The 20,717-nt window shown below is 68.9% G+C and carries 19 protein-coding genes and 3 pseudogenes; 6 read left to right on the top strand and 16 right to left on the bottom strand.

From position 1 onward, the window contains the following. Positions 1–157: 157 nt before the first annotated feature. The 4 genes and pseudogenes from ACZ7L5_RS19705 to ACZ7L5_RS19690 form a co-directional block, all read right to left on the bottom strand. Positions 158–712, bottom strand: a complete 555-nt coding sequence (locus ACZ7L5_RS19705) for a DUF6328 family protein (protein WP_471518092.1) — start codon at positions 710–712, stop codon at positions 158–160. Between the two features lie 271 nt (positions 713–983). Beyond that, positions 984–1,280: pseudogene (locus ACZ7L5_RS19700) on the bottom strand (molybdopterin cofactor-binding domain-containing protein); the annotation flags it as partial. Then, a pseudogene (locus ACZ7L5_RS19695) lies at positions 1,274–2,474 on the bottom strand (RNA-guided endonuclease InsQ/TnpB family protein). The pseudogenes ACZ7L5_RS19700 and ACZ7L5_RS19695, both read right to left, overlap by 7 nt. 33 nt (positions 2,475–2,507) lie before the next feature. Continuing rightward, positions 2,508–3,404: an IS982 family transposase gene (locus ACZ7L5_RS19690; protein WP_471518091.1), complete on the bottom strand. Its 897-nt coding sequence runs from the start codon at positions 3,402–3,404 to the stop codon at positions 2,508–2,510. 84 nt (positions 3,405–3,488) lie between these two features. Here ACZ7L5_RS19690 and ACZ7L5_RS19685 point away from each other — a divergent pair, with 84 nt between their 5' ends. Continuing rightward, positions 3,489–5,099, top strand: coding sequence for an SMI1/KNR4 family protein (locus ACZ7L5_RS19685; protein ID WP_471518090.1), 1,611 nt, complete (start codon positions 3,489–3,491; stop codon positions 5,097–5,099). Between the two features lie 223 nt (positions 5,100–5,322). On the opposite strand, the pseudogene ACZ7L5_RS19680 reads toward ACZ7L5_RS19685, so the two are convergent. The 9 genes and pseudogenes from ACZ7L5_RS19680 to ACZ7L5_RS19640 all read right to left on the bottom strand — a co-directional run. Further along, positions 5,323–5,910 (bottom strand): annotated as a pseudogene (locus ACZ7L5_RS19680) (molybdopterin cofactor-binding domain-containing protein); the annotation flags it as partial. Next, complete coding sequence (locus tag ACZ7L5_RS19675) at positions 5,907–6,887, bottom strand: FAD binding domain-containing protein (RefSeq protein WP_471518089.1); 981 nt, start codon at positions 6,885–6,887, stop codon at positions 5,907–5,909. The gene ACZ7L5_RS19675 and the pseudogene ACZ7L5_RS19680, both read right to left, overlap by 4 nt. Before the next feature lie 12 nt (positions 6,888–6,899). After that, entirely contained in the window at positions 6,900–7,544 is a 645-nt protein-coding gene (locus tag ACZ7L5_RS19670; protein ID WP_471518088.1) for a (2Fe-2S)-binding protein, read from the bottom strand. A gap of 165 nt (positions 7,545–7,709) precedes the next feature. Then, complete coding sequence (locus ACZ7L5_RS19665; protein WP_471518087.1) at positions 7,710–8,477, bottom strand: SDR family NAD(P)-dependent oxidoreductase; 768 nt, start codon at positions 8,475–8,477, stop codon at positions 7,710–7,712. Positions 8,478–8,514: 37 nt separating this feature from the next. Next, entirely contained in the window at positions 8,515–9,774 is a 1,260-nt protein-coding gene (locus ACZ7L5_RS19660; protein WP_471518086.1) for an MFS transporter, read from the bottom strand. A gap of 41 nt (positions 9,775–9,815) precedes the next feature. Beyond that, the gene (locus ACZ7L5_RS19655; protein WP_471518085.1) at positions 9,816–10,358 is read right to left on the bottom strand and encodes a cyclophilin-like fold protein; all 543 of its coding nucleotides are present in this window, start codon (positions 10,356–10,358) and stop codon (positions 9,816–9,818) included. 10 nt (positions 10,359–10,368) lie between these two features. Further along, positions 10,369–11,034 (bottom strand): SDR family oxidoreductase, encoded by a 666-nt coding sequence (locus ACZ7L5_RS19650; protein WP_471518084.1) that lies wholly within the window; start codon positions 11,032–11,034, stop codon positions 10,369–10,371. Positions 11,035–11,133: 99 nt separating this feature from the next. Then, positions 11,134–11,544, bottom strand: a complete 411-nt coding sequence (locus ACZ7L5_RS19645; protein ID WP_471518083.1) for a (R)-mandelonitrile lyase — start codon at positions 11,542–11,544, stop codon at positions 11,134–11,136. 25 nt (positions 11,545–11,569) lie between these two features. Beyond that, on the bottom strand, positions 11,570–12,586 hold the full coding sequence (locus ACZ7L5_RS19640; protein ID WP_471518082.1) for a zinc-dependent alcohol dehydrogenase family protein: 1,017 nt from the start codon (positions 12,584–12,586) through the stop codon (positions 11,570–11,572). A 222-nt stretch (positions 12,587–12,808) separates the two neighbouring features. Here ACZ7L5_RS19640 and ACZ7L5_RS19635 point away from each other — a divergent pair, with 222 nt between their 5' ends. Beyond that, complete coding sequence (locus ACZ7L5_RS19635; RefSeq protein WP_471518081.1) at positions 12,809–13,702, top strand: helix-turn-helix transcriptional regulator; 894 nt, start codon at positions 12,809–12,811, stop codon at positions 13,700–13,702. 344 nt (positions 13,703–14,046) lie between these two features. On the opposite strand, the gene ACZ7L5_RS19630 is transcribed toward ACZ7L5_RS19635, so the two are convergent. Next, on the bottom strand, positions 14,047–14,391 hold the full coding sequence (locus ACZ7L5_RS19630) for a hypothetical protein (RefSeq protein WP_471518080.1): 345 nt from the start codon (positions 14,389–14,391) through the stop codon (positions 14,047–14,049). Between the two features lie 25 nt (positions 14,392–14,416). Continuing rightward, positions 14,417–15,424 carry a DNA polymerase Y family protein gene (locus tag ACZ7L5_RS19625; protein WP_471518079.1) on the bottom strand — a complete coding sequence of 336 codons (1,008 nt, stop codon included), beginning with the start codon at positions 15,422–15,424 and terminating at the stop codon, positions 14,417–14,419. Here ACZ7L5_RS19625 and ACZ7L5_RS19620 point away from each other — a divergent pair. Both ACZ7L5_RS19620 and ACZ7L5_RS19615 read left to right on the top strand, forming a co-directional pair. After that, the gene (locus ACZ7L5_RS19620; RefSeq protein WP_471518078.1) at positions 15,423–16,016 is read left to right on the top strand and encodes a DUF6233 domain-containing protein; all 594 of its coding nucleotides are present in this window, start codon (positions 15,423–15,425) and stop codon (positions 16,014–16,016) included. The genes ACZ7L5_RS19625 and ACZ7L5_RS19620 overlap by 2 nt on opposite strands. A 240-nt stretch (positions 16,017–16,256) precedes the next feature. After that, positions 16,257–16,496 carry a DUF6207 family protein gene (locus ACZ7L5_RS19615; RefSeq protein ID WP_471518077.1) on the top strand — a complete coding sequence of 80 codons (240 nt, stop codon included), beginning with the start codon at positions 16,257–16,259 and terminating at the stop codon, positions 16,494–16,496. Between the two features lie 513 nt (positions 16,497–17,009). Here the strand turns inward: ACZ7L5_RS19615 and ACZ7L5_RS19610 are convergent. Beyond that, positions 17,010–18,149, bottom strand: a complete 1,140-nt coding sequence (locus tag ACZ7L5_RS19610) for a PucR family transcriptional regulator (RefSeq protein WP_471518076.1) — start codon at positions 18,147–18,149, stop codon at positions 17,010–17,012. An 86-nt stretch (positions 18,150–18,235) separates the two neighbouring features. Between ACZ7L5_RS19610 and ACZ7L5_RS19605 the strand changes: the two genes are divergently transcribed. Then, positions 18,236–19,291: a ferredoxin reductase gene (locus ACZ7L5_RS19605; RefSeq protein ID WP_471518075.1), complete on the top strand. Its 1,056-nt coding sequence runs from the start codon at positions 18,236–18,238 to the stop codon at positions 19,289–19,291. 7 nt (positions 19,292–19,298) lie between these two features. Beyond that, complete coding sequence (locus ACZ7L5_RS19600) at positions 19,299–20,417, top strand: fatty acid desaturase family protein (protein ID WP_471518074.1); 1,119 nt, start codon at positions 19,299–19,301, stop codon at positions 20,415–20,417. Positions 20,418–20,717: the final 300 nt, after the last annotated feature.

The following is a 20,717-nucleotide window of genomic DNA, read 5'->3' as shown; positions in this document are numbered from 1 at the left end:
ATGCAACTCCTGAACGTGAGACGGGTCTGTCGTTTGCCCTCAGCACACGAGGCCATGCACGACGGCAGGGGCGAAGGCGCCGATGCCGCTGACGAGCAGATGTCCATGCCGGGTACCCGCGTACTCCACGGGCGGAACTACCGAACTCGCCGTGCTTTCATGCCTGGTCGCCGCGTGCGTTGCGTCGGCGAAGCCAGACCGGCAATCCGTACCAGCACAAGGCGAACCACAACATGACCCCGCCGACCAGCAATTCGGCGAGAAGGCTCGGCACGACGACATGGAGGAGAAGCAGAAGCGTGCCGCCGATCGTCAACGCGAGAAGCACCATTCCGAACACCATCAGCCTGCCCGCAACCCTGACGATGTGGTCCTTCATGCGCTGTCCGGACAGCAGCCGGTGTATGGACACCGGCGCAATCAACGCCCCAGTAGCGGAGGCCCCGAGTATCACAGTGATCACGTAGACCACGTGATCGAAGGTTTCCAACTGGTGGAAGTGCGCAGTGAACGCCACGCTCAGCAGAAAACCGAAGAGGATCTGCACGCCGGTCTGCGCGACCCTCGTCTCCTGCAGGATCTCGTTCCACCGGCGATTCAGACGTTCCCGTTCCGGTTCCTGCGGTTCCGGGGTTCTATGTCCTCCCGCCTTGCGACAAGAGGGGCAGGCGGGCTGCGGCTCGTCGGCCAGCGTCTGGTCGGTCACGCTCATGGCATCCTCCTTCTCGGGGAACATCCGAATGCCCGCCATCGGCGATTTCACGTCCCTCGGAGAAGGGCGACATGTCCGAGCATCCGCGCCATGTACCGTGACGAAATCGCTCCGTACCTCTGCCCTGACGCACCTCTCGCTCGCCGAGAAGCAGTCTCGTAGTCAAGGGGGTTCACGGGGTACGCAGACCGTGAGGCGGGCCGTGCTGCGGCTGAGGAGAGCGGCGGTGGCACCCGTCGATGGGGTTCTCCGTCGCGGGAGGCGGGCGGATGCGGAATCCGTTGCCGAAGTACATCTGGCGGCGGCTGAGGACCAGCGTCACGGGGCGCTTGACCATCCGGGCGGCGAGGGCGGCGATGGTGGTGTGGGGCCAGCAGCGCAGTCCGGTGCCGAACGCGCCGCCGACGAACGGGGAGATGACGCGCACCGAGTCCAGTGGCAGGTCGAAGCTGGCGGCCAAATCGGTCTGGGTTCCCACCACCCACTGGTGGGTCTTGTCCCAGACATTGACATCCTCCCGGCCCTGAAGGGCGGGGATTCCTAGCTCACTTCGGCTGACCCCTAGCAGGGGGCAGCGCTTACAAGATCAGCACTAGCCGGGTTGAGACCAGCCCGGACGAGCATCACGCGTGCGGAGTTCTTGTCTCTCGGGGAGACGGCCCCGCAGGCAGTGCACGTATACGTTCGTTCAGAAAGGGGCAGTGCGTGCTTGGCTCTCGCTCCGCACTGTGCGCAGTCCATGGTGGTGTGCGCGGGGTCGACAAGGTGGACGGTGCGGCCGTGCTTGCGGGCCATCTCGACCAGCGCGGTCTTTGTCGCTGATCGCAGCGTCAGCGGCCTTGCGGGCCATGGTCGACTTCGAAAGGAAGCGGGGCCGGAAGTCTTCCACCGCGAGGTGGTCGAAGTCGCTGGCTACGGTCTTGGCCCACTTGCGGCCGGTGTCCTGCCGCTGCCGCGCGATCTTCTTCGACACCTTCGCCGCCGCCTTGCGGGCCTTGCGGTATCCGGCGGTGTCGGGCCGGTTCTTGGGGGTTCGGCGCCGGGCCACCTGCCGCTGGTAGCGGGCCAGCTTCTGCGCGGCCGTCTTCCCGTGCTGCGCGTGCGCCAGGTCGTGGGTGTCGGACGTGGTGGTGGCGGTCTTTTTCACGCCCCAGTCGATGCCGATCACGCGGCCCGTGGCGGGCAACGGCTCGGTCTCGATGGCGACGACAAACGACGCGTACCAGTGGCCGAGGCTGTCCCGGTACACCCGCACGCTCGACGGCAAAGACGGCAGATCCCGAGACCACACCACCGTGAGCACGATTCCGCCGGCCAGATACAGACGGCCATCCTTCAGGCGGAATCCGCGGATGGTGTAGTTCAGCGTCGGCAGTGCATCCCGCTTGCGCTTGATGCGGGGCATCCCGGCCCGCTGCCGCATCGGCAGCTTCGCCTTGATGTCCTTCAAAGCCTTCGCCCGGGACTTCGCGAAGTCCCGGATGATCTGCTGCTGCGGGACACTTGCCCCTTCGCGCAGCCACGTCATCGCCCGCCGCGCCTCGGTCAGCATCCTGTCGAGCTGCGCCGGACCACACGTGATCTTCTCCGCCGCGTCCCGGTTCAGACCGTGGACCTTGCGGGACATCGCCACGCATTCATTCCACACCCATCGACACCGCGCCCACTCGTCCTCGAGTTCGGCCAGCGCGGTGGACGACACACGAAGCCGGTACGTATACCGGGCGTGCCCGGCCCCATCGGCTAGCGGTGTCACCGTCATGATCCAGAACCTAGACGAGTAGTTCCGATGTGTTCAGTGATCGAATGCGGTAAGCGACCGCAGGACGGGTGCGCCGGTCTTGTGGTTGTGCCAGATGGCCGAGGCCATCGCGAGGATGCGTTGGGCGACACGGACGGCGACGCCCTCGAAAGTGCGTCCGCCGTGCTGTTCCAGGTCGAGCTGGCCTTTGAGGGTGTCGTTGACTGACTCGATCAGCTGTCGTACCGACTTCAGCAGGGACTCGCCAGCGCGGCGCTTCTCCCGCTTGAAGGACGGCCGGAGCAACTCGACGCCCCGGAAGACGAGATCGGTCTCGAACTCTTTGGAGGCGAACCCCTTGTCGGCGATCAGCAGCAGGCTGGGCCGGTCGACGGCCAGGTGCGGTTCTCGGTCCAACATCGCGGCCAAAACCTCCCGCTCGTCGATCTTCGGGTTGGCCAGGGCCCAGGCGATCGGCATGCCCGTCGGGGTGCAGACCAGGAACAACCGCAGGCCCCAGAAGAACCGCGAGTGCGAGGCGCAGTACCCGTACTCGGCCCAGCCGGCCAGCTCCGACCGCTTCACCGTCGGCCGAGACATCCCGCACGGAACCGGCGTGGAGTCGACGATCCAATGGTTGTCGAACCAGGAGTCGGTGTCCGTCGCGAGCAGACGTATCGCCTTCTTGAGCAGCGGCAACGCAGCCCGCAGCCGCTTGTTATACCCCGGCCGCTTTGGCAGGTACGGGAACATCGGCCCCAGATTGTTGCGGGCGAAGCGCAGCCAGCGCGCCTCCGAAGAGAAGCCCAGCAGGGCCTGGGCGACCGCCAGACACACCAACTCGGAGTCACTCAACACCGGTGGCCTGCCCAGCCATCGGTTCCCTCCGATCACGTCATCGATCTTCACATACAGTTCGGTGATGAGGGCGTCCAAGTGCTCGTTCGTCACACACAACGATCTCAGACGTCCTCTCGGAAATACTCGTCCAGAGCCTGAACTCGGTTGTCATCAGCTGCTGTTATAAATCCTCACATGACACGTCGACGGCAGATCAGTCTTGCCCAGCTTCTCGAACGCCTTGCGCACAAGGTGGCCGGGACCGCACCGGAGGGATGGCAGCGCGGGCGGGTGAGCGCTGCGGGAAGCAGATCCCAGTCGTCCCAGTACGCCGGCTGGTACGAGCTGTCCAACGGTCGCAAGGCCGGCGTGGACGTAGACGTCACCGGCGATGCGTACTGGGCGCTCTACTTCGGCAAGGTGGCACCGGGCCGACTCGGCATCGAACTCCTCGTCGAGGCCTCCGGCCATTTCGAGGCCTTCACCAGCCCGGCGGCCGAACGCACATTCTCCACAGCCGACCGGTTGCTTCTCGTGCTCGACCCGGAAAACCGACCGCCCGAGCCGGGCGACGAGCAGGAAGGGCCCACGGACCCGACGTACGCGGGCGACCCAGACGAGGCCGTCCATCTGTTCCGTGAGTACCTTCGCCTGCGCACCCAGATCCTCGGGCACAAGGGCCACCTGAACCCGCCACTGAACACGGCCTCACGGACGCGGCTTCTGCAGGAGCATGACGTCGCCCTGCCGCCCGATCTGATGGCCCTCTACGGCGAGGCCGACGGCGAGTACAACGAGGGCATGCTCTTCGAGAACCAGACCTGGTTCTCACTGGCGCACACACTTGACCAGTCTCACTTCTGGTTTCCCACGCTGAAGTGGACGGACGACCCGCTATCGAAGACAGCCCCCGACTCCGATCCGCCGGGAACGGTGCGGCGGTCGGTGCACCGCGACGGATGGTTCAGGTTCGCCACCGACACCGGAGGCGACTTCCTCGCCGTCGACCTGGACCCCGGCCCCACAGGACGGCCCGGTCAGATCATCCGTCTCGACCGGGACCACGGGGCGTTTTACGTCGCCGACTCCGTCACCACACTGCTGCGACACCACGTCGACGCGCTCCGGCGCGGCGACTACACCCTCCGCACCAACGATCTCGACACCCCGGACTTCGACGGTCTGGACCCGAAGGCCCTCGACCCCGCCCTGCTCGACCAGTACCTGGACCAAAAAGGCATGGATCGCGGGGACCTCCACCTCTTCCTGCGCGTCGAGACAGGCCTGCCGCGCGAGCGCCGCGCCACCGTCAGCAACACAACGCAGCGGATAACGCTCCCCGGCAGCGATCTCCACCGCGACCTCACATCTTTGCGCCAGGCTCCCATCGAGGCACTCCAGCTCACCCTCGACTCACCCCAACCGGCGCCGACCGACCACGAAACGGCCACCAGTGAACCGGTCGACCTGGCACCGCTGGCGAATCACCCGACGCTGCGCGCCCTCACGCTCGTCTCGGAGCGCCCCGTCGACCCGTACGTACTGCGCACCTTCCCGCGGCTCCGCGGCCTCGACCTCTCCCGTGCCGAGGTCCACGACATCGAGGTGGCCGCGGTGCTCGACGGGCTAACCTATCTCTGCCTCCGGCACGAGCAGTGGCAGGAGCTGCGGAAGCGCGCCAAGGTGCCATCGCTCCCAGCCGTTGCCTTGGGCGGTGTCGCGTCGCCGCGCGAAACGCACGCCTGGGCAGTGCAGTTCGGGGCCGACGCCGAGTTCCACGAGGGCGACCTGAACCACTCGCAATAACCTCGGTCATCTGGCACAACCACAAGACCGGCGCACCCCTCCTGCGGTCGCTTATCGCGTTCGATCACTGAACACATCGGAACTACTCGTCTAGCACCCGCCACTGACAACGAAAGAGAGCGCAGGCCAGAACAGATGCGAAGAGAACTCCGCCGCTGCGCGGCTACGCGCCAAGAACCCATTCCTCCCCGCCCTAAAGGGCGGAGCCTCCTGGGAGAAATCAGGTGTGCCGGCCGCCCTCCCAGCGGGCGATGGTGGCGTGCGGCTCCATCGGATTGTGGTGGTTGCGGGCCGTGCGGTAGGTCAGGTCCAGGCGCACCGGCGCCTTGCTCAGAGCGGCCCCGGCGTCGCCACGCGCGTAAGTGGTGGGCCTGTCGGGTGTGGCATCTCTCAGACTGGTGTCGGGCTTCTCGGCCCAATAGTCGATCTTGACCAGGCGGGCACCGTGCTGGGCGGCCTCCAGGGTGGTGGCGATCACGACGGCGACGGGCTGACCGTGGAAGAGGACACGGTCGTCCTGGAAGACCCGCAACCTCCGGCCGGGCGGGTTGTTCGAGGCGGCGTTGTCGCGGTAGGGGAGGTTCGGCGCATTGCGGTGGTGGAGTACTCGCAGTACGCCGGGCTGTGCTTCGGCCTGGCGGGCGTCGATGGCGGTGATGCGGCCACGGCCGATGCTCGCGTCGACGATGACGGCGTGGACGGTGCCCTCGACGACGTGTTCGGCGGCGTAGCGGGCCTGGCCGGTGACTTTGAGGCGGCCATCCACACGCGAGAGCGGGGCGCCGACGGCGGCCTGCGGCTGCGGGCTCATGCGTGTCCTCCAACGGTGCGCAGTTGGCGTTCGACGGTCCGCTTCAGCAGCTCGACCTTGAACCGGTTGTGGGCGAGCGGATGTGCTCCGTCTGCTGCCTTCTCCGCGGCGGCTTTCCACAGGGCGGCGGAGGGCCGTTCGCCGATGAGGTGGTCCTCGACCGCGTGCAGTTGCCAAGGGACGGTGCCGACCCCGCCGGCTGCGACCTTGGCATCGCGGATCACGCCGCGCCGTACATGTAGGGCGACGGCGGCTGAGGTGAGGGCGAACTCGTAGGACTGCCGGTCGCGGACCTTCAGATAGCCGGAGGCCAGCGGGCGCGGAAGCGCCGGAATCTCCACTCGGGTGATCAATTCGCCGCGTTGTAGGGCCTGTTCGCGCTGCGGGGTGCTGCCGGGCTTCAGCAGGAAGTCGGCGAGGGGCAGATTGCGCTCGCTGCGGGGGCCGAGCAGGTGGACACTCGCCCCCAGGGCGGCGAAGGCGACGGCGGCGTCCGAGGGGTGTGTGGCCACGCATGCTGTGGAGGTTCCGAGGATCGCGTGGGTGCGGTTGTATCCGTCGCGGGCGGCGCAGCCGCTGCCGGGGTCGCGTTTGTTGCAGGGGGCGGTGACGTCGCGGAAGTAGGTACAGCGGGTGCGCTGCATGATGTTCCCACCGATGGTGGCCATGTTCCGCAACTGTGCGGACGCGCTCAGCTCCAGCGCCTGGGAGATGACCGGGAACAGGGTGCGCACCGTGGGGTGGGCGGCGGCCCGGGCCATGGTGACCAGGGCCCCGAGGTGGAGGCCGCCGCGCTCGGTGGCCCGGATCTCGTCCAGGGGCAGGGTGCTGATGTCGACAACGGTGTCGGGGTGCTCGACGCCTTCGCGCATCAGGTCGACCAGGGTGGTGCCCCCGGCGATGTACCGGCCGCCGCGCCGTCCTGCGGCCAGGGCCTCACGTGTGCCGGCGGCGCGGGTGTAGGTGAAGGGATGCATGGGCGGCGGTCCTCACTTCTTTCCGGCGGCCTGCTGGACGGCGTTCACGATCTTCGGGTAGCAGCCGCAGCGGCAGATGTTGCCGCTCATCCATTCGGCGATCTCCTCCCGGGAGCCGCTGTGGCCCTCCTGGATGCAGGCGACGCCGGAGAGGATCTGGCCCGGGGTGCAGTAACCGCACTGGAAGGCGTCCTGGTCGATGAACGCCTGTTGCAGCGGGTGGAGTTGGTCGCCGTCGGCCAGGCCCTCGATCGTGGTGACCTCGGCACCTTCGGTCCGTACGGCGAGGGTGAGGCAGGCGTTCTGCCGACGTCCGTCGACCAGGACGGTGCAGGCCCCGCAGGCGCCCGCGTCGCAGCCCTTCTTCGAGCCGGTCAGGCCCAGGTGCTCGCGCAGCAGGTCCAGCAGGGAGGTGCGGTTGTCGACCGTGACCGTGTGGCGGGTGCCATTGACGGTCACGATGAGGCGGCTGGAGGGCGCCGAGGCGGCGGCTGCCGCTTCGGGCTTGGTCAGGAGGTCGGTGCCGAGGACGCCGCCGGCCACGGCGGTGCCGACGGCGGTACCGGTGGCGATGAAGGTGCGCCGGGTCGGCGCTGTACGCGGCTCCGGGTCGGGGGGTACGGCGGCGGATTCTTGCGGGACGGGTTCGGTGGGCATGTGGGGAGACCTTCGCGTCGTGGGAACGGTCAACAGCACAGCGGTAGCGCCCGTGCGGGGCATGGCGGCATTGCCTCTTGGCGGGCAAGAGGCTTACGCGGGTTCGGTTCGGCCTGTTCGAGAGCGGGAGCGGGACGCGGGTGGGTGTCGGAGCGGCCCGGGTGGTTACTGGGCGGTGTAGCCGCCGTCGACGGGGAGGGCGATGCCGGTGACGTAGCCGGCGCCGTCGCTGCACAGCCACAGCACGGCCTGGGCGATCTCTTCAGCAGTACCGAGCCGGTCGATGGCCTGGCCCGCTTCGGCGTGGCTGCGGTCGAGTTCTCCGCCTTCGACCATGGCGTCCACCATCGGGGTGCTGATCGTGCCGGGGCAGACGGCGTTGATCCGGACTCCGCGGGAGCCGTATTCGAGGGCGGCGCTCTTGGTCAGGCCGATCACGCCGTGCTTGGTGGCGTGGTAGGCGGCGCGGCCGGGGTTGCCGACGAGGCCGCCGAGGGAGGAGCAGTTGACGATCGCGCCGCTGCCCTGGCCGCGCATGTGGCGCAGTTCGTGCTTCACGCTCGCCCAGATGCCGCGCAGGTTGATGGCCTGGACGCGGTCGAACTGCTCCGCGATCTCCTCGGCGGCGTCGGTGTGCGGCGGCATGATCCCGGCGTTGTTGTAGGCCATGTCGAGCCGCCCGAACGTCTCCACGGTGCGGTCGACGGCGGCGGCGACCTGGTCCTCGTCGGTGACGTCGCAGACCAGCGCGAGTACCTGGTGGCCGTCGTCGGCAAGTTGCTTGGCGGCGGCGTTGACGCCGTCCTCGTTGATGTCGGCGAGCGTGACGGCGGCTCCCGAGGCGGCGAAGGCGCGGGCGGTGGCCAGGCCCATGCCGGAGCCGGCGCCGGTGACGAAGGCGACCTGTCCGGAGAAGTCGTAGGTGGGATTCAAGATGGGTGCTCCCAACAAAGGTGTACGGGCGTGGAGTTCAGCGCGCCGTCGTCGCAGGTGCATCGGCTGCCTGCTGCGGTTCACCGGTGCCGGTGGTGTGGTGGGCGACGATCCGGGAGGGGCGGGTGGTGCCGCTGAGGGCGAGGGCGATCAATGGCAGCAGGGTGAGCGCGGCGAAGACCGAGCCGGTCAGGGCTGGGCCGGTGAACCCGAGTGAGGAGTCCAGCGCCTGGGCCGCGAGGGCCGAACCCGCGGCGATGCCGGTGTTGTACGCGGAGGTGGTCAGCGCCGAGGTGAGGGTGGGCGCGTCGCCGGCGAAGCGGACGGCGAGGGAGGTGACGACCGGGTTGACGGTGAATCCGCTCAGTGCCATGGCGAAGACAAGGGCCACGGCGGCCACCGGGCTGTTCGAGGCCGGGATCAGGGCCAGCAGGATGAGGGCGGTGGCCGCCGCCGCGATGATGGTCGTGGCCATCGGGTGGCGATCCCCGAGCCTGCCGCCGATCGCGGTGCCGCCCAGCGCGCCGACGCCGAAGGCAATCAACACCAGCGGCACGGCGCCGGCCGGGATGCCCGCTCGTTCGGTCAGCAGTGGTGTGATGTACGTGTACGTCGCCAGCACACCGCCCATGATCAGCACGGCAGCGCCGAGCGCCAGCCACAGCCGGCCCTGCCCAAGGGCCCGTACCTCGGCCCGCACCGAGATCTCGGCCCGCCGCTCGAGACGGGGGATGAACCGCCCGACGAAGGCGGCGGCCAGCGCGGCGAGGACGGCCAGCGCCCAGAACGGGCCGCGCCAGCCGGTGTACTGGCCGACGAACGAGCCGATCGGCACGCCTACGACGTTGGCCAGCGTGAGGCCGCCCATCATCACGCCGACCGCCCGCGTGGCGCTCGCGGGCCCGGCGGCGGTGGTGGCGATCACGAAGCCGACGGCCCAGAACGCGCCGGTGGCCAGGGCGGTCACCACCCGAGCGGTGAGCACGACATTGAAGGACGTGCTGAGCGCGGCAACGGCGTGCCCGAGAGCGAAGACGGTCAGTGCGCCGATGAGAGTGTGGCGCCGGGGCAGACGCAGGGTGGCCATGGCCATCGTGGGCCCACCGACGATCATCCCGACGGCGAACGCGGTGATCAGCAGACCGGCGTGCGACACACTCACATTCAGGTCGGCGGCCATCTCGGACAGCAGGCCGGCGATGACGAACTCGGTGGTGCCCATCAGGAACGTGCCGGCGGCGAGCACCCAGACGACAAAGGGCAATCGGGCGGGGGCGGGCACGGTGGCGGAGGGCATGCGGAAACTTCTTCCCGTACGAAGAGAGGTGGTGGGCGAGGTCAGGAGGCAGCCTCGATGGTGATCCGGTCGGCTCCGGACAGCAGGTCGGCGTCGGCGTCGATGTGGCCGAGGATCAGCAGGTCGGAGGAGGCGGAGGGGCCGTCCTTGTAGAAGATGGCGAGGTTGCCCCAGGGGGCGTAGTAGGTGAGGTCCCCGGTCTTCGGTGCTTGCGGTTCGGGGGCGTCCTCGGTGGTCAGCCTGCTCGGCGGGTCGGCGATCCGCTCGGTTCCGTGGAAGTCCTCCAGGTCCAGGGTGAGCGGGAGCAGGGAGGCAAGGTCACGGGCGGCAGGACTGTCGTTCAAGGCCGCGTCGACGGGCCGGCCGTCGATGGTGATGCGGATGTCCATCGGAGTGTTCCTGTCCGAGCCGGACGGGCTCGCCGAAGCCGAAGTCTGCGACTGCCCGGACGCCGGGGCGGACGATGAGACGGCTGTGGAGGAGGGCTGCTCGGCCGGTGAGTCGTCGGAGCAGGCGGTCGCGGACAGCAGCACTAGGCCGGCGGTGGCGGTGGCGGTCAGGGCCCGGCGAAGGGGGGAAGTCAAGGGTGCCGTCCTACGGCTTCGGCATGGGCTCGGCGTAGTGGCGGAAGCCCTTGCGGTCGGTGTGCAGGCCGTGCAGCCGCTCGGCGAGGACCTCGGGGCTTGAGCGCTCGGAGTCGAAACTGATCGCGCCGGGGACGATGAGCTGCGCGGCGTGGATGTTCTCCGACGCGAGCGCGGTGTGGAGCATCGCCGCATAGGCGCTCTCGGCGGCGAACGCGATCGAAGTGCCGGCCCGGTCTGGGTGCGGGCGGACCGCGCTGCCGCCGTTGACGAACAGCAGCGTGCCCCTGCCGAGCTCCCGCATTCCGGGCAGAACAGCGTTCACGCAGGTGAGAGGGCCCTTCACGGAGAACGACAGCGGAGCATCCAGGTCGGCGGCACTGGTCTCCAGCACCGGCTTCATGAAGTCCGCCCGCGGCACCGGGCTGTACTGCAAGATCTCCACGGGGCCCAGATCGGCCGCTGTGTGCAGGGCCGAGGTCAGCGAGTCGGGGTCGAGGACGTCGGCAGAGTAGCCGCGGGCACGGATTCCGTCGCTGCCCAGTGCCGCCACCAGTTCGTTGAGTCGATCGTTGTTGCGGGCGAGGAGTGCGACGCTGTGGCCTGCCTTGCCGAATCGGCGGGCGACAGCCAGTCCCAGGCCGGGGCCTGCGCCGACCAGTGCGAACGTGGTCATGGTGAGTCCTTGGGCGAAGAGATACGAGGCGTGGGAAGGCGGCCAGCCGCAGCGGGTCAGGGGGCAGGGCGTGAGTGCGGTCGACGGACCTGTCCCGGATCAGCCGGTGGCCGGTGCGGCGGCGTATTCCTGATCGGTGACGGGGCTCAGCCAGTGCACGACGGCGTGGTCGTCGTCGCCCTCGTTGATGGCCACGTGGACCATCAGCCGGTTCGGCGCGGCTCCGTGCCAGTGCTCCTCGTCGGCCTCGAACAGGACGCGGTCGCCGGGCCGGATGACTTCCACCGGTCCACCCCGGCGCTGGCACAGGCCGATCCCTTCGGTGACGAAGACGGTCTGGCCCAGCGGGTGGCGGTGCCAGTGGGTGCGGGCGCCGGGCATGAAGTGCACCAGGTTGGAGGTGACCCGGGACGGGGCGGGCGCTGCGGCCACGGCGTCGATGTAGACGTCGCCGGTGAACCAGTCGGCCGGACCTTTCACGGTGTCGATCGAACTGCGGGTGATCTGCATGATCGCTCTCTGTGCGGTAGGAGGTTCAGGGGGTGAGGAGAGTCTTGATGGCGCGGCGTTCGTCCATGGCCTTGTAGCCCTCGGCGACCTGGTCGAGGGGCAGGGTGAGGTCGAAGACCCTGCCGGGGTCGATAGCGCCGGTCAGAACTCGGTTGACCAGGTCGGGCAGGTAGCGGCGCACGGGCGCGGGGCCGCCGCGCAGGCCGACGTGGGAGAAGAACAGCTCCTGCCCATCGACGGCGACCTCGTGGGGGACGCCGACGAAGCCGACGTTGCCGCCAGGGCGGGTGGAGTGCAGGGCCTGCTGCATCGACTGGGCAGTGCCGACGCACTCCAGGACGCTGTCCGCGCCAATGCCGCCGGTCATCTCCTTGATCGGGGCCACACCCGCCTCGCCGCGTTCAGCGACGATGTCTGTCGCACCGAACTCGCGGGCCAGCTCTTGCCGGGAGGCGTGGCGGGACATGGCGATGATGCGCTCCGCGCCCATCTCCTTCGCCGCGATCACCGCGCACAGGCCAACCGCGCCGTCACCGACGACCACAACGGTCGAGCCGGGCTTGACCTCGGCGGCCTCCGCAGCCCACCAGCCGGTTCCCATCACGTCCGAGACCGCGAGCAGGCCGGGCCAGAACCGTTCGTCCGGAATCGCGTCAGTGGCGACGAGCGTGCCCTGGGCGTTGGGGATGAGGACGTAGTCGGCCTGACAGGTGGACATGAACTCGCGGTTCAGACAGCTCGACTGGAACCCGTTGCGGCAGTTCGCACAGGTGTTGTCGGAGGTCGCGAACGAGCCGACGACGAACTGGCCCGGCTTCACCGCGGTCACCTCAGGCCCGACCTCCTCCACGAAGCCCACGTACTCGTGGCCCATGGGATGGGCGTGATCGGTCGGTTCCGCACCGCGGTACGGCCACAGGTCCGACCCGCAGACACAGGTCACCGCGGTGCGGATGATCGCATCGGTCGGCTTGAGGATTTTCGGGTCCTCCAGAGTCTCGAAGCGGATGTCGCCGGGAGCGTGAATCACTGCGCCGCGCATGAGAGGTTCCTTTGCGTGCCGGGTACAGGGTGCGGACCCCGGAGCACGGGTGGCGGACCGCCCGAGCCGGGTGCGGAACTCCGCCTTCTCCGCCTTCGCGGCCGGAAGGAGAAGCACCACGCCTTCCAGGTAACCCGCTCTTCACGCGCGCAGCGAGTCACTGACAAGGGGTGTACTGGCAGTACATCCCTATGGCTGCGCGCGGGACGTACCGTCGAAGGCATGGACAACCGTGAGGAGGTCCGCGAGTTCCTCACCTCGCGGCGCGCGAAGATCACCCCCGAGCAGGCGGGCCTGCCCTCCGGATCCCGCCGCCGTGTGCCGGGCCTGCGCCGCAGCGAGGTCGCGGCACTCGCCGACATGAGCGTCGAGTACTACTCCAAGCTGGAGCGCGGCAACCTCGCCGGAGTCTCCCCGGCCGTCCTCGAAGCCCTCGCCCGCGCCTTGCAGCTCGACGACGCCGAACGCGCCCACCTGCTGAACCTGGCCCAGGCCGCCGACGGCTCCGACGCCCTCACGCGTCCCCGCCGCCGTGCCGCGACCCGGCCGTGGACACCGCACCGCAGCCTGCGATGGACCCTGGACGCGATCACCGCCGGACCGGCGTTCGTCCGCAACGGCCGGATGGACATCCTCGCCGCCAACCAGCTCTTCCGCGCCTTCTACACCGACGTCTACGCCACACCCGACAACCAGCAGAACCTGGCCCGCTTCACCTTCCTCGATCCCGTCTCCCGCCGCTTCTACCCGGACTGGGACGCCTTCGCCGACGTCACCGTCGCCATCGTGCGTGCGGAAGCCGGCCGCAACCCCCACGACAAGGACCTGCACGATCTCGTCGGGGAACTGTGCACCCGCAGCGACGCCTTTCGCACCCGGTGGGGTGCGCACAACGTCCGCCACCACGGCACCGGCACCAAGCACTTCCACCACCACGCCGTCGGCGACCTCTCCCTGGCCTTTGAGGGCCTGGAGATGGCCGCCGTCCCCGGCCTCACCCTCACCATCTACACCGCCGAGCCCGGCTCGCCCTCCGAAGAAGGACTGCGTCTGCTCGCCACCTGGGCCGCCACTCAGGAAGCCGACCCGGACACGGAACGATCTGTCACCAGCTGACCGCGGTGCGCTGCGCGTAGGCATCGAGCAGGTCGTCCTGCACCCGTGCGCCACCTTGCCGAAGAGTGGACGTCGTCCTCCGGTGGGAGATCCGCCGGACCCTCGACTCGCCGGCTCACCGTCCACCCCGTCCAAGATCGCGACCAAGAAAGTGAGCAGCAAGGTCGCGGCCTAGGACCGCGGGGGGCGCGGTCGGCTGCGGTCCGTTCACTCGGCGCCTGTCCAGAGGCCGCCAAGCTTCTTCACAGTGACGCGGAACCGTTCGATCGTGACCCGCGCGTGTGTTGCCTGGTCCCATTCCGCCGTACTCGCCGGTGGGCGTACGCCAGTTGCGTACGAGGTGTTCAGCCCACCGCGGCGACGTCGTCCGGCGCTGCGAATACCCGGTGCAATGCGGTGAGCGGCTGGGTCGGGGTCGCGATGGACGGGCTGACCCCGAGCAGCGCGTAGGACCAGCCGCTCTCTTCCTCCCAGTTGAAACGGAGGCCGCCCACGCCGCCGGTGCAGCTGACGCCCCACACGAGCACGAGGTACATCGTGTCGCCGCGTCGGGGGTAGGTGCGGTCGGCGCGGACCGGACCGGGCGGGACGCCCCGTCCGATGAGGGCTTCGTCGACGGCCTGGAGACAGGGCCAGTGCGGCAGCCGCTGTGCCGAACCGGCCCCGAGCCCGGGCGGGTTGAGGATCACGACTCACCTACATGGGTGGGGCGGGTCATGAGGCGCGACGAAACACGGCGGCAGGGCCGATGACGCGGGAGCCGAACTTGTCGCGGACTCGGTCGATGGCTGTTTCGGCGACCAGCCTTGCTTCGCGGCCGTGGTCGAGGCTGATCTGCTGGGCGACCTGGTCGGCGCAGATGAGGTCCTCGCCCTTGAGGGCGAGGGCGGTCAGCCGTCCGCGCTGCAGGCCGGCACCGTCCATCAACTGGTAGGCGAGGGCGCGCAGGTCGTCGTCGTGTGCGGACGGCTCGGTGAGACGGCGGGTCCGGGTCCAGCTGCTGTTCCCGGCGAACGTCAGCGTGATGGTCAGCGCGCGGGCTGCCTGGTCGCGGCGGCGTAGCTGCATCCCGAGCCGGACCACGAGGTCGAGGAGGGCGGCCCGGACCACCGCGCCGTCCAGGGTGTGCAGGGGGAAAGCGTGGCGGACGGTCGCGGCGACGGGCAGGGCGCGGGGTACGACGGGGCGGGGGTCGATGCCGCGGGCCCGGTCGGCGGCGATGCGGCCGGCGCGGCCGCCGAGCAGGCGATGAATGGTGGCGGGCGGGAGCGCGGCAAGCAGACCCACGGAGTGGATGCCGTAGTCGCGTAGTACTTCTGCTTGCCGGGGGCCGATGCCGTGCAGGGCGTCGACGGGCAGTGTGCCCAGCCATTCGGCGGCCTGGTCCGGGTTGATGGCGAGGACGCCGCCCGGGGGACGGACCTGGGCGGAGGCGGTGGCCGCGACCGTGATCGAGGATCCGATCCCGACGCGTACGTCGACTCCGAGGCGGGAGAGAGTCCGCACACGCAGGACCTCGCCCAGGCGGCGCGTGTCGGGGCCGTGATAGCGCAGCGCACCCTTCAGCTCCACCAGGGCCGCCGTGGGCGGCAGCGCCTGCACGACCGGGGAGATCTCCGCCAGCTGCTCAAGGACCTGCAGATACATCTCCTCTGCAAGCCGGTCCGGAGACCGTACATGCATCACCGTGGACATCTCGTGTGCCGGTACGCCCGCCGTCATGACACCACCTTCCACCCTCACGTTATCGAACGTAAAATCGAACACGCGAGGGGCGCAGACGGTGGATCATGAGCATAGAATCAAAAATGTGTTCGATGACCTGCCGCCCGACCTGGAGCGCCTGCACACCCTGCGGGTCTGGCATGCCCTGTGGGTGGAGCGCATCGACCGCAAGATCGCAGCCCTTCACAAGCGGCAGGCAGAACAGGAGCACGGCCGGCACAGCCGGCCGCCGCCGCCGGAGTGGATCGTCGAACTCGGCATCGGCGACGGGCGACCGCCCATCGAAGTCCATGCCGGCGACTGCCACATGGCCGGCCACCGGCGCCGCCCCGTCAGCCGCGAGGAAGCACGCCGACTGCTCACCGCGGGATTGCGGGCCTGCATCCACTGCCAGCCCGACACCCGGCTGCACATCCTCGACTTAGCCACCCGTACCGTCCGGAGCTTGGCTCGAACAGCCGCACCAAGGGGCGGGCTATCCTGCGGTCGAGGTGATGGGTACGTGTCACCCAGAACAAGGAAATACGATGACAACTCCCCCGCCCGCGGTCACCGAGCCGGACCCGTCCGCGCTTGCCTGCCCCGGTGACCAGGTCGGGCCGTGCTCCACATGCCACCGCAAGACGCACAAGTACGGCCGCGGCGGTCAGCCGCTGTGTAAATGGTGCATGAGCCGCGCCCTGGAGAAGTGGGGCCCAGGCATGCGATACCTCAGCAGCCGTCAGCCCGACCGCACTCCCCCTCCTGACGAACGGATAGCGCCCGACTCGGTCGGGTGAAGCCACCGAAATGGAAGTACTTCCGCGGGCGACGACGCGTCGTGCCGTGCATGAGGCCGAGCAACGAAGCACACGTGGCGGAGCCGGGGCCGGTCGTGGTCGAGGTCGCGGCCTACGACGACCAGACCGCCTTCGCCGTCCGGGAACTGCTCGCCGCCCGATGGGCGATTGCGCCGACGGACCGTACAACCCCGCAGCCCGGTGAGCCCGGAGTACGGCTGCGCTGCTTCCTGGACCTGCGGCAGGAACCTGACACGGGTGCCACCCGAAGAGGGAGCCAACCCTGGTGACCGGCTGGCCGACGGTGGATGCTGTCAGCCCCAGCGTGATCGGCCCGTAGCGGGGGTCGCATACGCCCTCCATCACCACCAACCCGCACGGCTGATGTGCAGGTCAGTGATGTCGGACGAACACGGCGCGGACACCCAGTTCCGGTGCCCCTCGGTCCGGCTCGACTCGACAAGCGCCCCACCCTCGACGGCCGATCCTGGACACCACACAGGAACGTGAGCAGGTCTGGCCTGCGGTGTGTCCGGAGTCGTCGGGCAGTCGCTGCAGCGGCACTGTCCGGTGTGTGGCTCCCCGTTGGAACGGGGGGCCGCGCCAAGAGCAGGTACTGTTCGGTGGCTTGTCGGGTCAGGCAGTGGCGGCATGCGACTCCCGGGGCCCGCTGAGCCGCCGGGCGGGAGGTCATCAGCGGTGAGCTCGGGCTCCCCGGGCCGCGTGAGCCAGCCGATGGACCGAGAACGAGGCACGATTCCTGGACTGCTCGCGGCCGCAGGCGTGGACGGTCGAATTCCGCGTCAGCTGACCCGAAGACCGAGCGCCAGCGTCAGTTCAAGGACCCGCTGTGGCGATGCGAGATCCGGAAACAGCTCCCGCAGCTGCGACATCCGGTACCGGACTGTCTGGGGATGGACGAACAACGCCGACGCCACCTCGTCCCGCCTGCCCTGGTGCAGCAGCCACGCCCGCAACGTCTCCTCCAGCCGCCGTGCGGTCGCGTCAGGCAAGGTCCGCAACGGTGCGAGGGCTCGGGCACGCAGGTCTGCGAACGCGTCCGCGTCAGCGCTCAGCACCAGCTCGGGCAGGTGGTCCTCGGTGTCGCGAATATCAGAGGAGAGGGAGCGCGCGCGTACGGCTCGGGCGTACGAGGCGGACGCACGAGTCCATGGCCGGGCCGGGCCGACCACGGCGGTGCGGTCGGTCAGCTGCCGCAAGAGATGTGATCGGTCGGCATCGGGGACGAGCAGCACACCGGTGGCGTCCGGCAGATCGTCGAGGACGAGGGTGCTCGGGTCGAGCGCGCGGTAGGCAGGCCGGGCCTGGGCGGCGGGCAGCAGGACCGCGGTCAGTGAAACCGGAGGCTGCCACCCGGCCCGTTGAACAGAGGCCAGCAGCACGTCCGGGCTCGCGCCGGCGAGGAGGTCGCGGGCCAGGTGTTCCAGGTGGCGCTCGTGGGCCCTGCCCTGAGCGGCCAGTTCGTCGGCGTGGCCCGCGGCGCTCGCGGCGGAGAGCTCGTCGATGTAGGCGAAGGTCAGCTCGGCGAACTTGGCGACCTCGGCGGCGGGCAGACCTGCGGGCACGGCACCCGCTGCCAGGCATCGCCAGGCCACGCGGGCACCGACGCGGTAGGCGCTGAGCAGGGCGTCCATCGAACGGCCGTCGCGGACCTCGCCGCGGCCCAGCTCGTAGGCCGCGTCACCGCCGTCGCCGCCCGTGGCGCTCCCGCTCGCGAGGTCCAGGTAGTGCCCCAGGGCGGTGCGGACGGCTCGGCGGATGGTGCCGCCCATGCGGCCCGAAAGGGCATTGGCGTAGGAAGGGACCTCGTCGATGATCGCCTGGACGACCTCGTCGGCGGTGGTCTTCAGCGCGGCCCGAAGTACGGTGACCGTCGTCTCATCCAGGGCCAGCTCGCTGGCCCTCCGGATCACATGGCTCACTTTTTATTCCCTGCGAACAATTTGGTCGACCAGATTTACGTCCTGCGGTCAGGACTTTACGCCCTGAGGCACAGCAAGCTGGAGTCATGACGAGTGCAGCCCTCCGCAGCAGGGCGTGGAAACTGCTGGAGATGGTCACGACGCCGCTGCTGCCGTCGGACTACCTCGACCTGGTCAGCCCGCTGCGTGCGGGCGCTGACTTGCGTGGGCGCATCGAGGCCGTGCACCCCGAGACGCCTGACGCCGCGACCATCGTGATCAGGCCGGGACGGGGCTGGCGCGGCCACACAGCCGGTCAGTACGTGCGGATCGGGGTCGACGTCGACGGGGTGCGCCTGTGGCGTGCCTACTCCCTCACCTCGCCGACAAACCGCCAGGACGGCCGCGTCACGATCACCGTGAAGGCGATCCCGGACGGCAAGGTCAGCAACCACCTGGTCCGCAGGGCGAAACCCGGCACGCTGATCCAGCTCGACCAGCCGGCCGGTGACTTCGTGCTGCCGCAGGCCAAGCCCGCCAAGGTGCTCTACCTGACGGCCGGCAGCGGCATCACACCCGTGATGGGCATGCTGCGCGACATCGAGTTCGACGACGTCGTCATGGTCCACTGCGCGCCACAGCCGCAGGACGTGATCTTCCGCAACGAACTGCACGACCTGGTCGCGGACAAGAAGCTGCGACTCACCGAGGTGCACACCGACACGGACGGCATGCTCGACATCGCCCGTCTCGACGAACTCGTGCCCGACTGGGCCGAGCGCGAGACCTGGGCCTGCGGGCCCGCAGGCCTGCTTGACGCCGCCGAAAAGCACTGGACCGAGCACGGCGTACGAGAGCGCCTGCACACCGAACGCTTCCGCCCCACCATCGTCGTCGCCGGCGACGGCGGCGAGGTCACGTTCAGCACCACCGGCAAGACCGTCGACGCGGACGGCGCCACGCCGTTGCTGGATATCGGCGAGGAGGCCGGCGTGCTCATGCCCTCCGGGTGCCGCATGGGCATCTGCTTCGGCTGCGTCACGCCGCTCAAGGCGGGCGCCGTCCGCGACCTGCGCACCGGCGAGATCACCGAGGCCGAGCCGGGCGTCCTCATCCAGACCTGCGTGTCCGCCGCCGCGGGCCCCTGCGACATCGAACGGTAGGAGCACCTTGACCGCCATCGACCCCACCGCCCACCTGACCGCGGAGCAGATCGAGGAGCTCGGCCGCGAGCTGGACGCGATCCGCGAGGAGGTGATCGCCGGCCGCGGCGAGAAAGACGCCGCCTATATCCGTAAGGTCATCTCGACGCAGCGCAAGCTGGAGCTGGTCAGCCGGGGCGTGCTGCTGTTCTCGTTCTTCCCGCCCGCGTGGCTGATCGGCACCGCCGGGCTGTCCGTGGCGAAGATCATGGACAACATGGAGATCGGTCACAACGTCCTGCACGGCCAGTGGGACTGGATGCGGGACCCGAAGATCCACTCCACCACCTGGGACTGGGATCACGTCTCGCCGTCCGACCAGTGGAAGCACTCACACAACGAGCTGCACCACACGTACACCAACGTGATCGGCAAGGACAACGACCTCGGCTACGGCATCATGCGCGTCGACGAGGACCAGAAGTGGCACCCGATCCACCTCGGCCAGCCGCTGTGGAACTTCATCAACGCCTGCTTCTTCGAGTACGGCATCGCAGCGTACGACCTGGAGCTCGGCAAGAACCTGCACAAGCGCCGGCGCAAGAACCCGGAGTTCCGCGCGCGGGCCAAGGACGTGGGTCGCAAGATCCGCAAGCAGGTGCTCAAGGACTACGTGATCCACCCGCTGCTGTCGGGCCCGTCGTTCCTCACCACGCTCGGCGCCACGTTCACCGCGAACCTGGTCCGCAACCTCTGGACCCACTCGGTGATCATGTGCGGGCACTTCCCCGAGGGCGTGCAGGTCTTCGAGCGCCGGTCGATCAAGGGCGAGACGCGCGGCCAGTGGTACCTGCGCCAGATGATGGGCTCGGCGAACATCAGCGGCAGCAAGGCCATGCACTTCATGACCGGCAACCTGTCGCACCAGATCGAGCACCACCTGTTCCCGGACCTCCCGAGCAACCGGTACGCCGAGGTCGCGGTGAAGGTGCGCGCGCTGTTCGAGAAGTACGAGCTGGAGTACGTCACCGGGCCGCTGCCCAAGCAGGTGTTCTCCGCGTGGCGCAAGGTCTTTCGGCTCTCGCTGCCGAACAAGACGCCCAAGGTCAAGACGCCGGACCGCGAGCAGGAGCTCGTCGCGGCCTGATTCCCGGTAATGGTTCAGATCTTTCGACCGTGCCGGGGGCATCGCCGGGTTCGGTGAGATCCGTTGCGGACGGTGGGCGGCCGCGACATCAGACCGGTCGAGCACTGCCACTGGTTGAACAGCACCCCGACAAGCAGGCTCGGTTCGTCGCCTACAGCTCCGCGATCACGACACTGCCCCCGTCCCTCTTCGAGTACTCGCTGGCTCCGGATGCCGTCCACCAGGCGCTGTGCCCCTCGACCAACGACCCGGACACCGTCCGCGAATGGCTGACGTGGACGGCGGTCGGCCTGGAGGGAC

Source organism: Streptomyces sp. NPDC107528 (assembly GCF_055639295.1).
The sequence above is the reverse complement of the archived record's forward strand: the minus strand, read 5'-3'. Positions and strand labels throughout refer to the sequence as shown.

Coding starts and splice junctions, on each gene's coding strand:
- ACZ7L5_RS19605 (WP_471518075.1), top strand. CDS start 18,236: ATGACGAGTGCAGCCCTCCGCAGCAGGGCGTGGAAACTGCTGGAGATG.
- ACZ7L5_RS19650 (WP_471518084.1), bottom strand. CDS start 11,034: ATGACCACGTTCGCACTGGTCGGCGCAGGCCCCGGCCTGGGACTGGCT.
- ACZ7L5_RS19660 (WP_471518086.1), bottom strand. CDS start 9,774: ATGCCCTCCGCCACCGTGCCCGCCCCCGCCCGATTGCCCTTTGTCGTC.
- ACZ7L5_RS19620 (WP_471518078.1), top strand. CDS start 15,423: ATGACACCACCTTCCACCCTCACGTTATCGAACGTAAAATCGAACACG.
- ACZ7L5_RS19645 (WP_471518083.1), bottom strand. CDS start 11,544: ATGCAGATCACCCGCAGTTCGATCGACACCGTGAAAGGTCCGGCCGAC.
- ACZ7L5_RS19625 (WP_471518079.1), bottom strand. CDS start 15,424: ATGACGGCGGGCGTACCGGCACACGAGATGTCCACGGTGATGCATGTA.
- ACZ7L5_RS19685 (WP_471518090.1), top strand. CDS start 3,489: ATGACACGTCGACGGCAGATCAGTCTTGCCCAGCTTCTCGAACGCCTT.
- ACZ7L5_RS19635 (WP_471518081.1), top strand. CDS start 12,809: ATGGACAACCGTGAGGAGGTCCGCGAGTTCCTCACCTCGCGGCGCGCG.
- ACZ7L5_RS19675 (WP_471518089.1), bottom strand. CDS start 6,887: ATGCATCCCTTCACCTACACCCGCGCCGCCGGCACACGTGAGGCCCTG.
- ACZ7L5_RS19705 (WP_471518092.1), bottom strand. CDS start 712: ATGAGCGTGACCGACCAGACGCTGGCCGACGAGCCGCAGCCCGCCTGC.
- ACZ7L5_RS19615 (WP_471518077.1), top strand. CDS start 16,257: ATGAGGCCGAGCAACGAAGCACACGTGGCGGAGCCGGGGCCGGTCGTG.
- ACZ7L5_RS19670 (WP_471518088.1), bottom strand. CDS start 7,544: ATGCCCACCGAACCCGTCCCGCAAGAATCCGCCGCCGTACCCCCCGAC.
- ACZ7L5_RS19640 (WP_471518082.1), bottom strand. CDS start 12,586: ATGCGCGGCGCAGTGATTCACGCTCCCGGCGACATCCGCTTCGAGACT.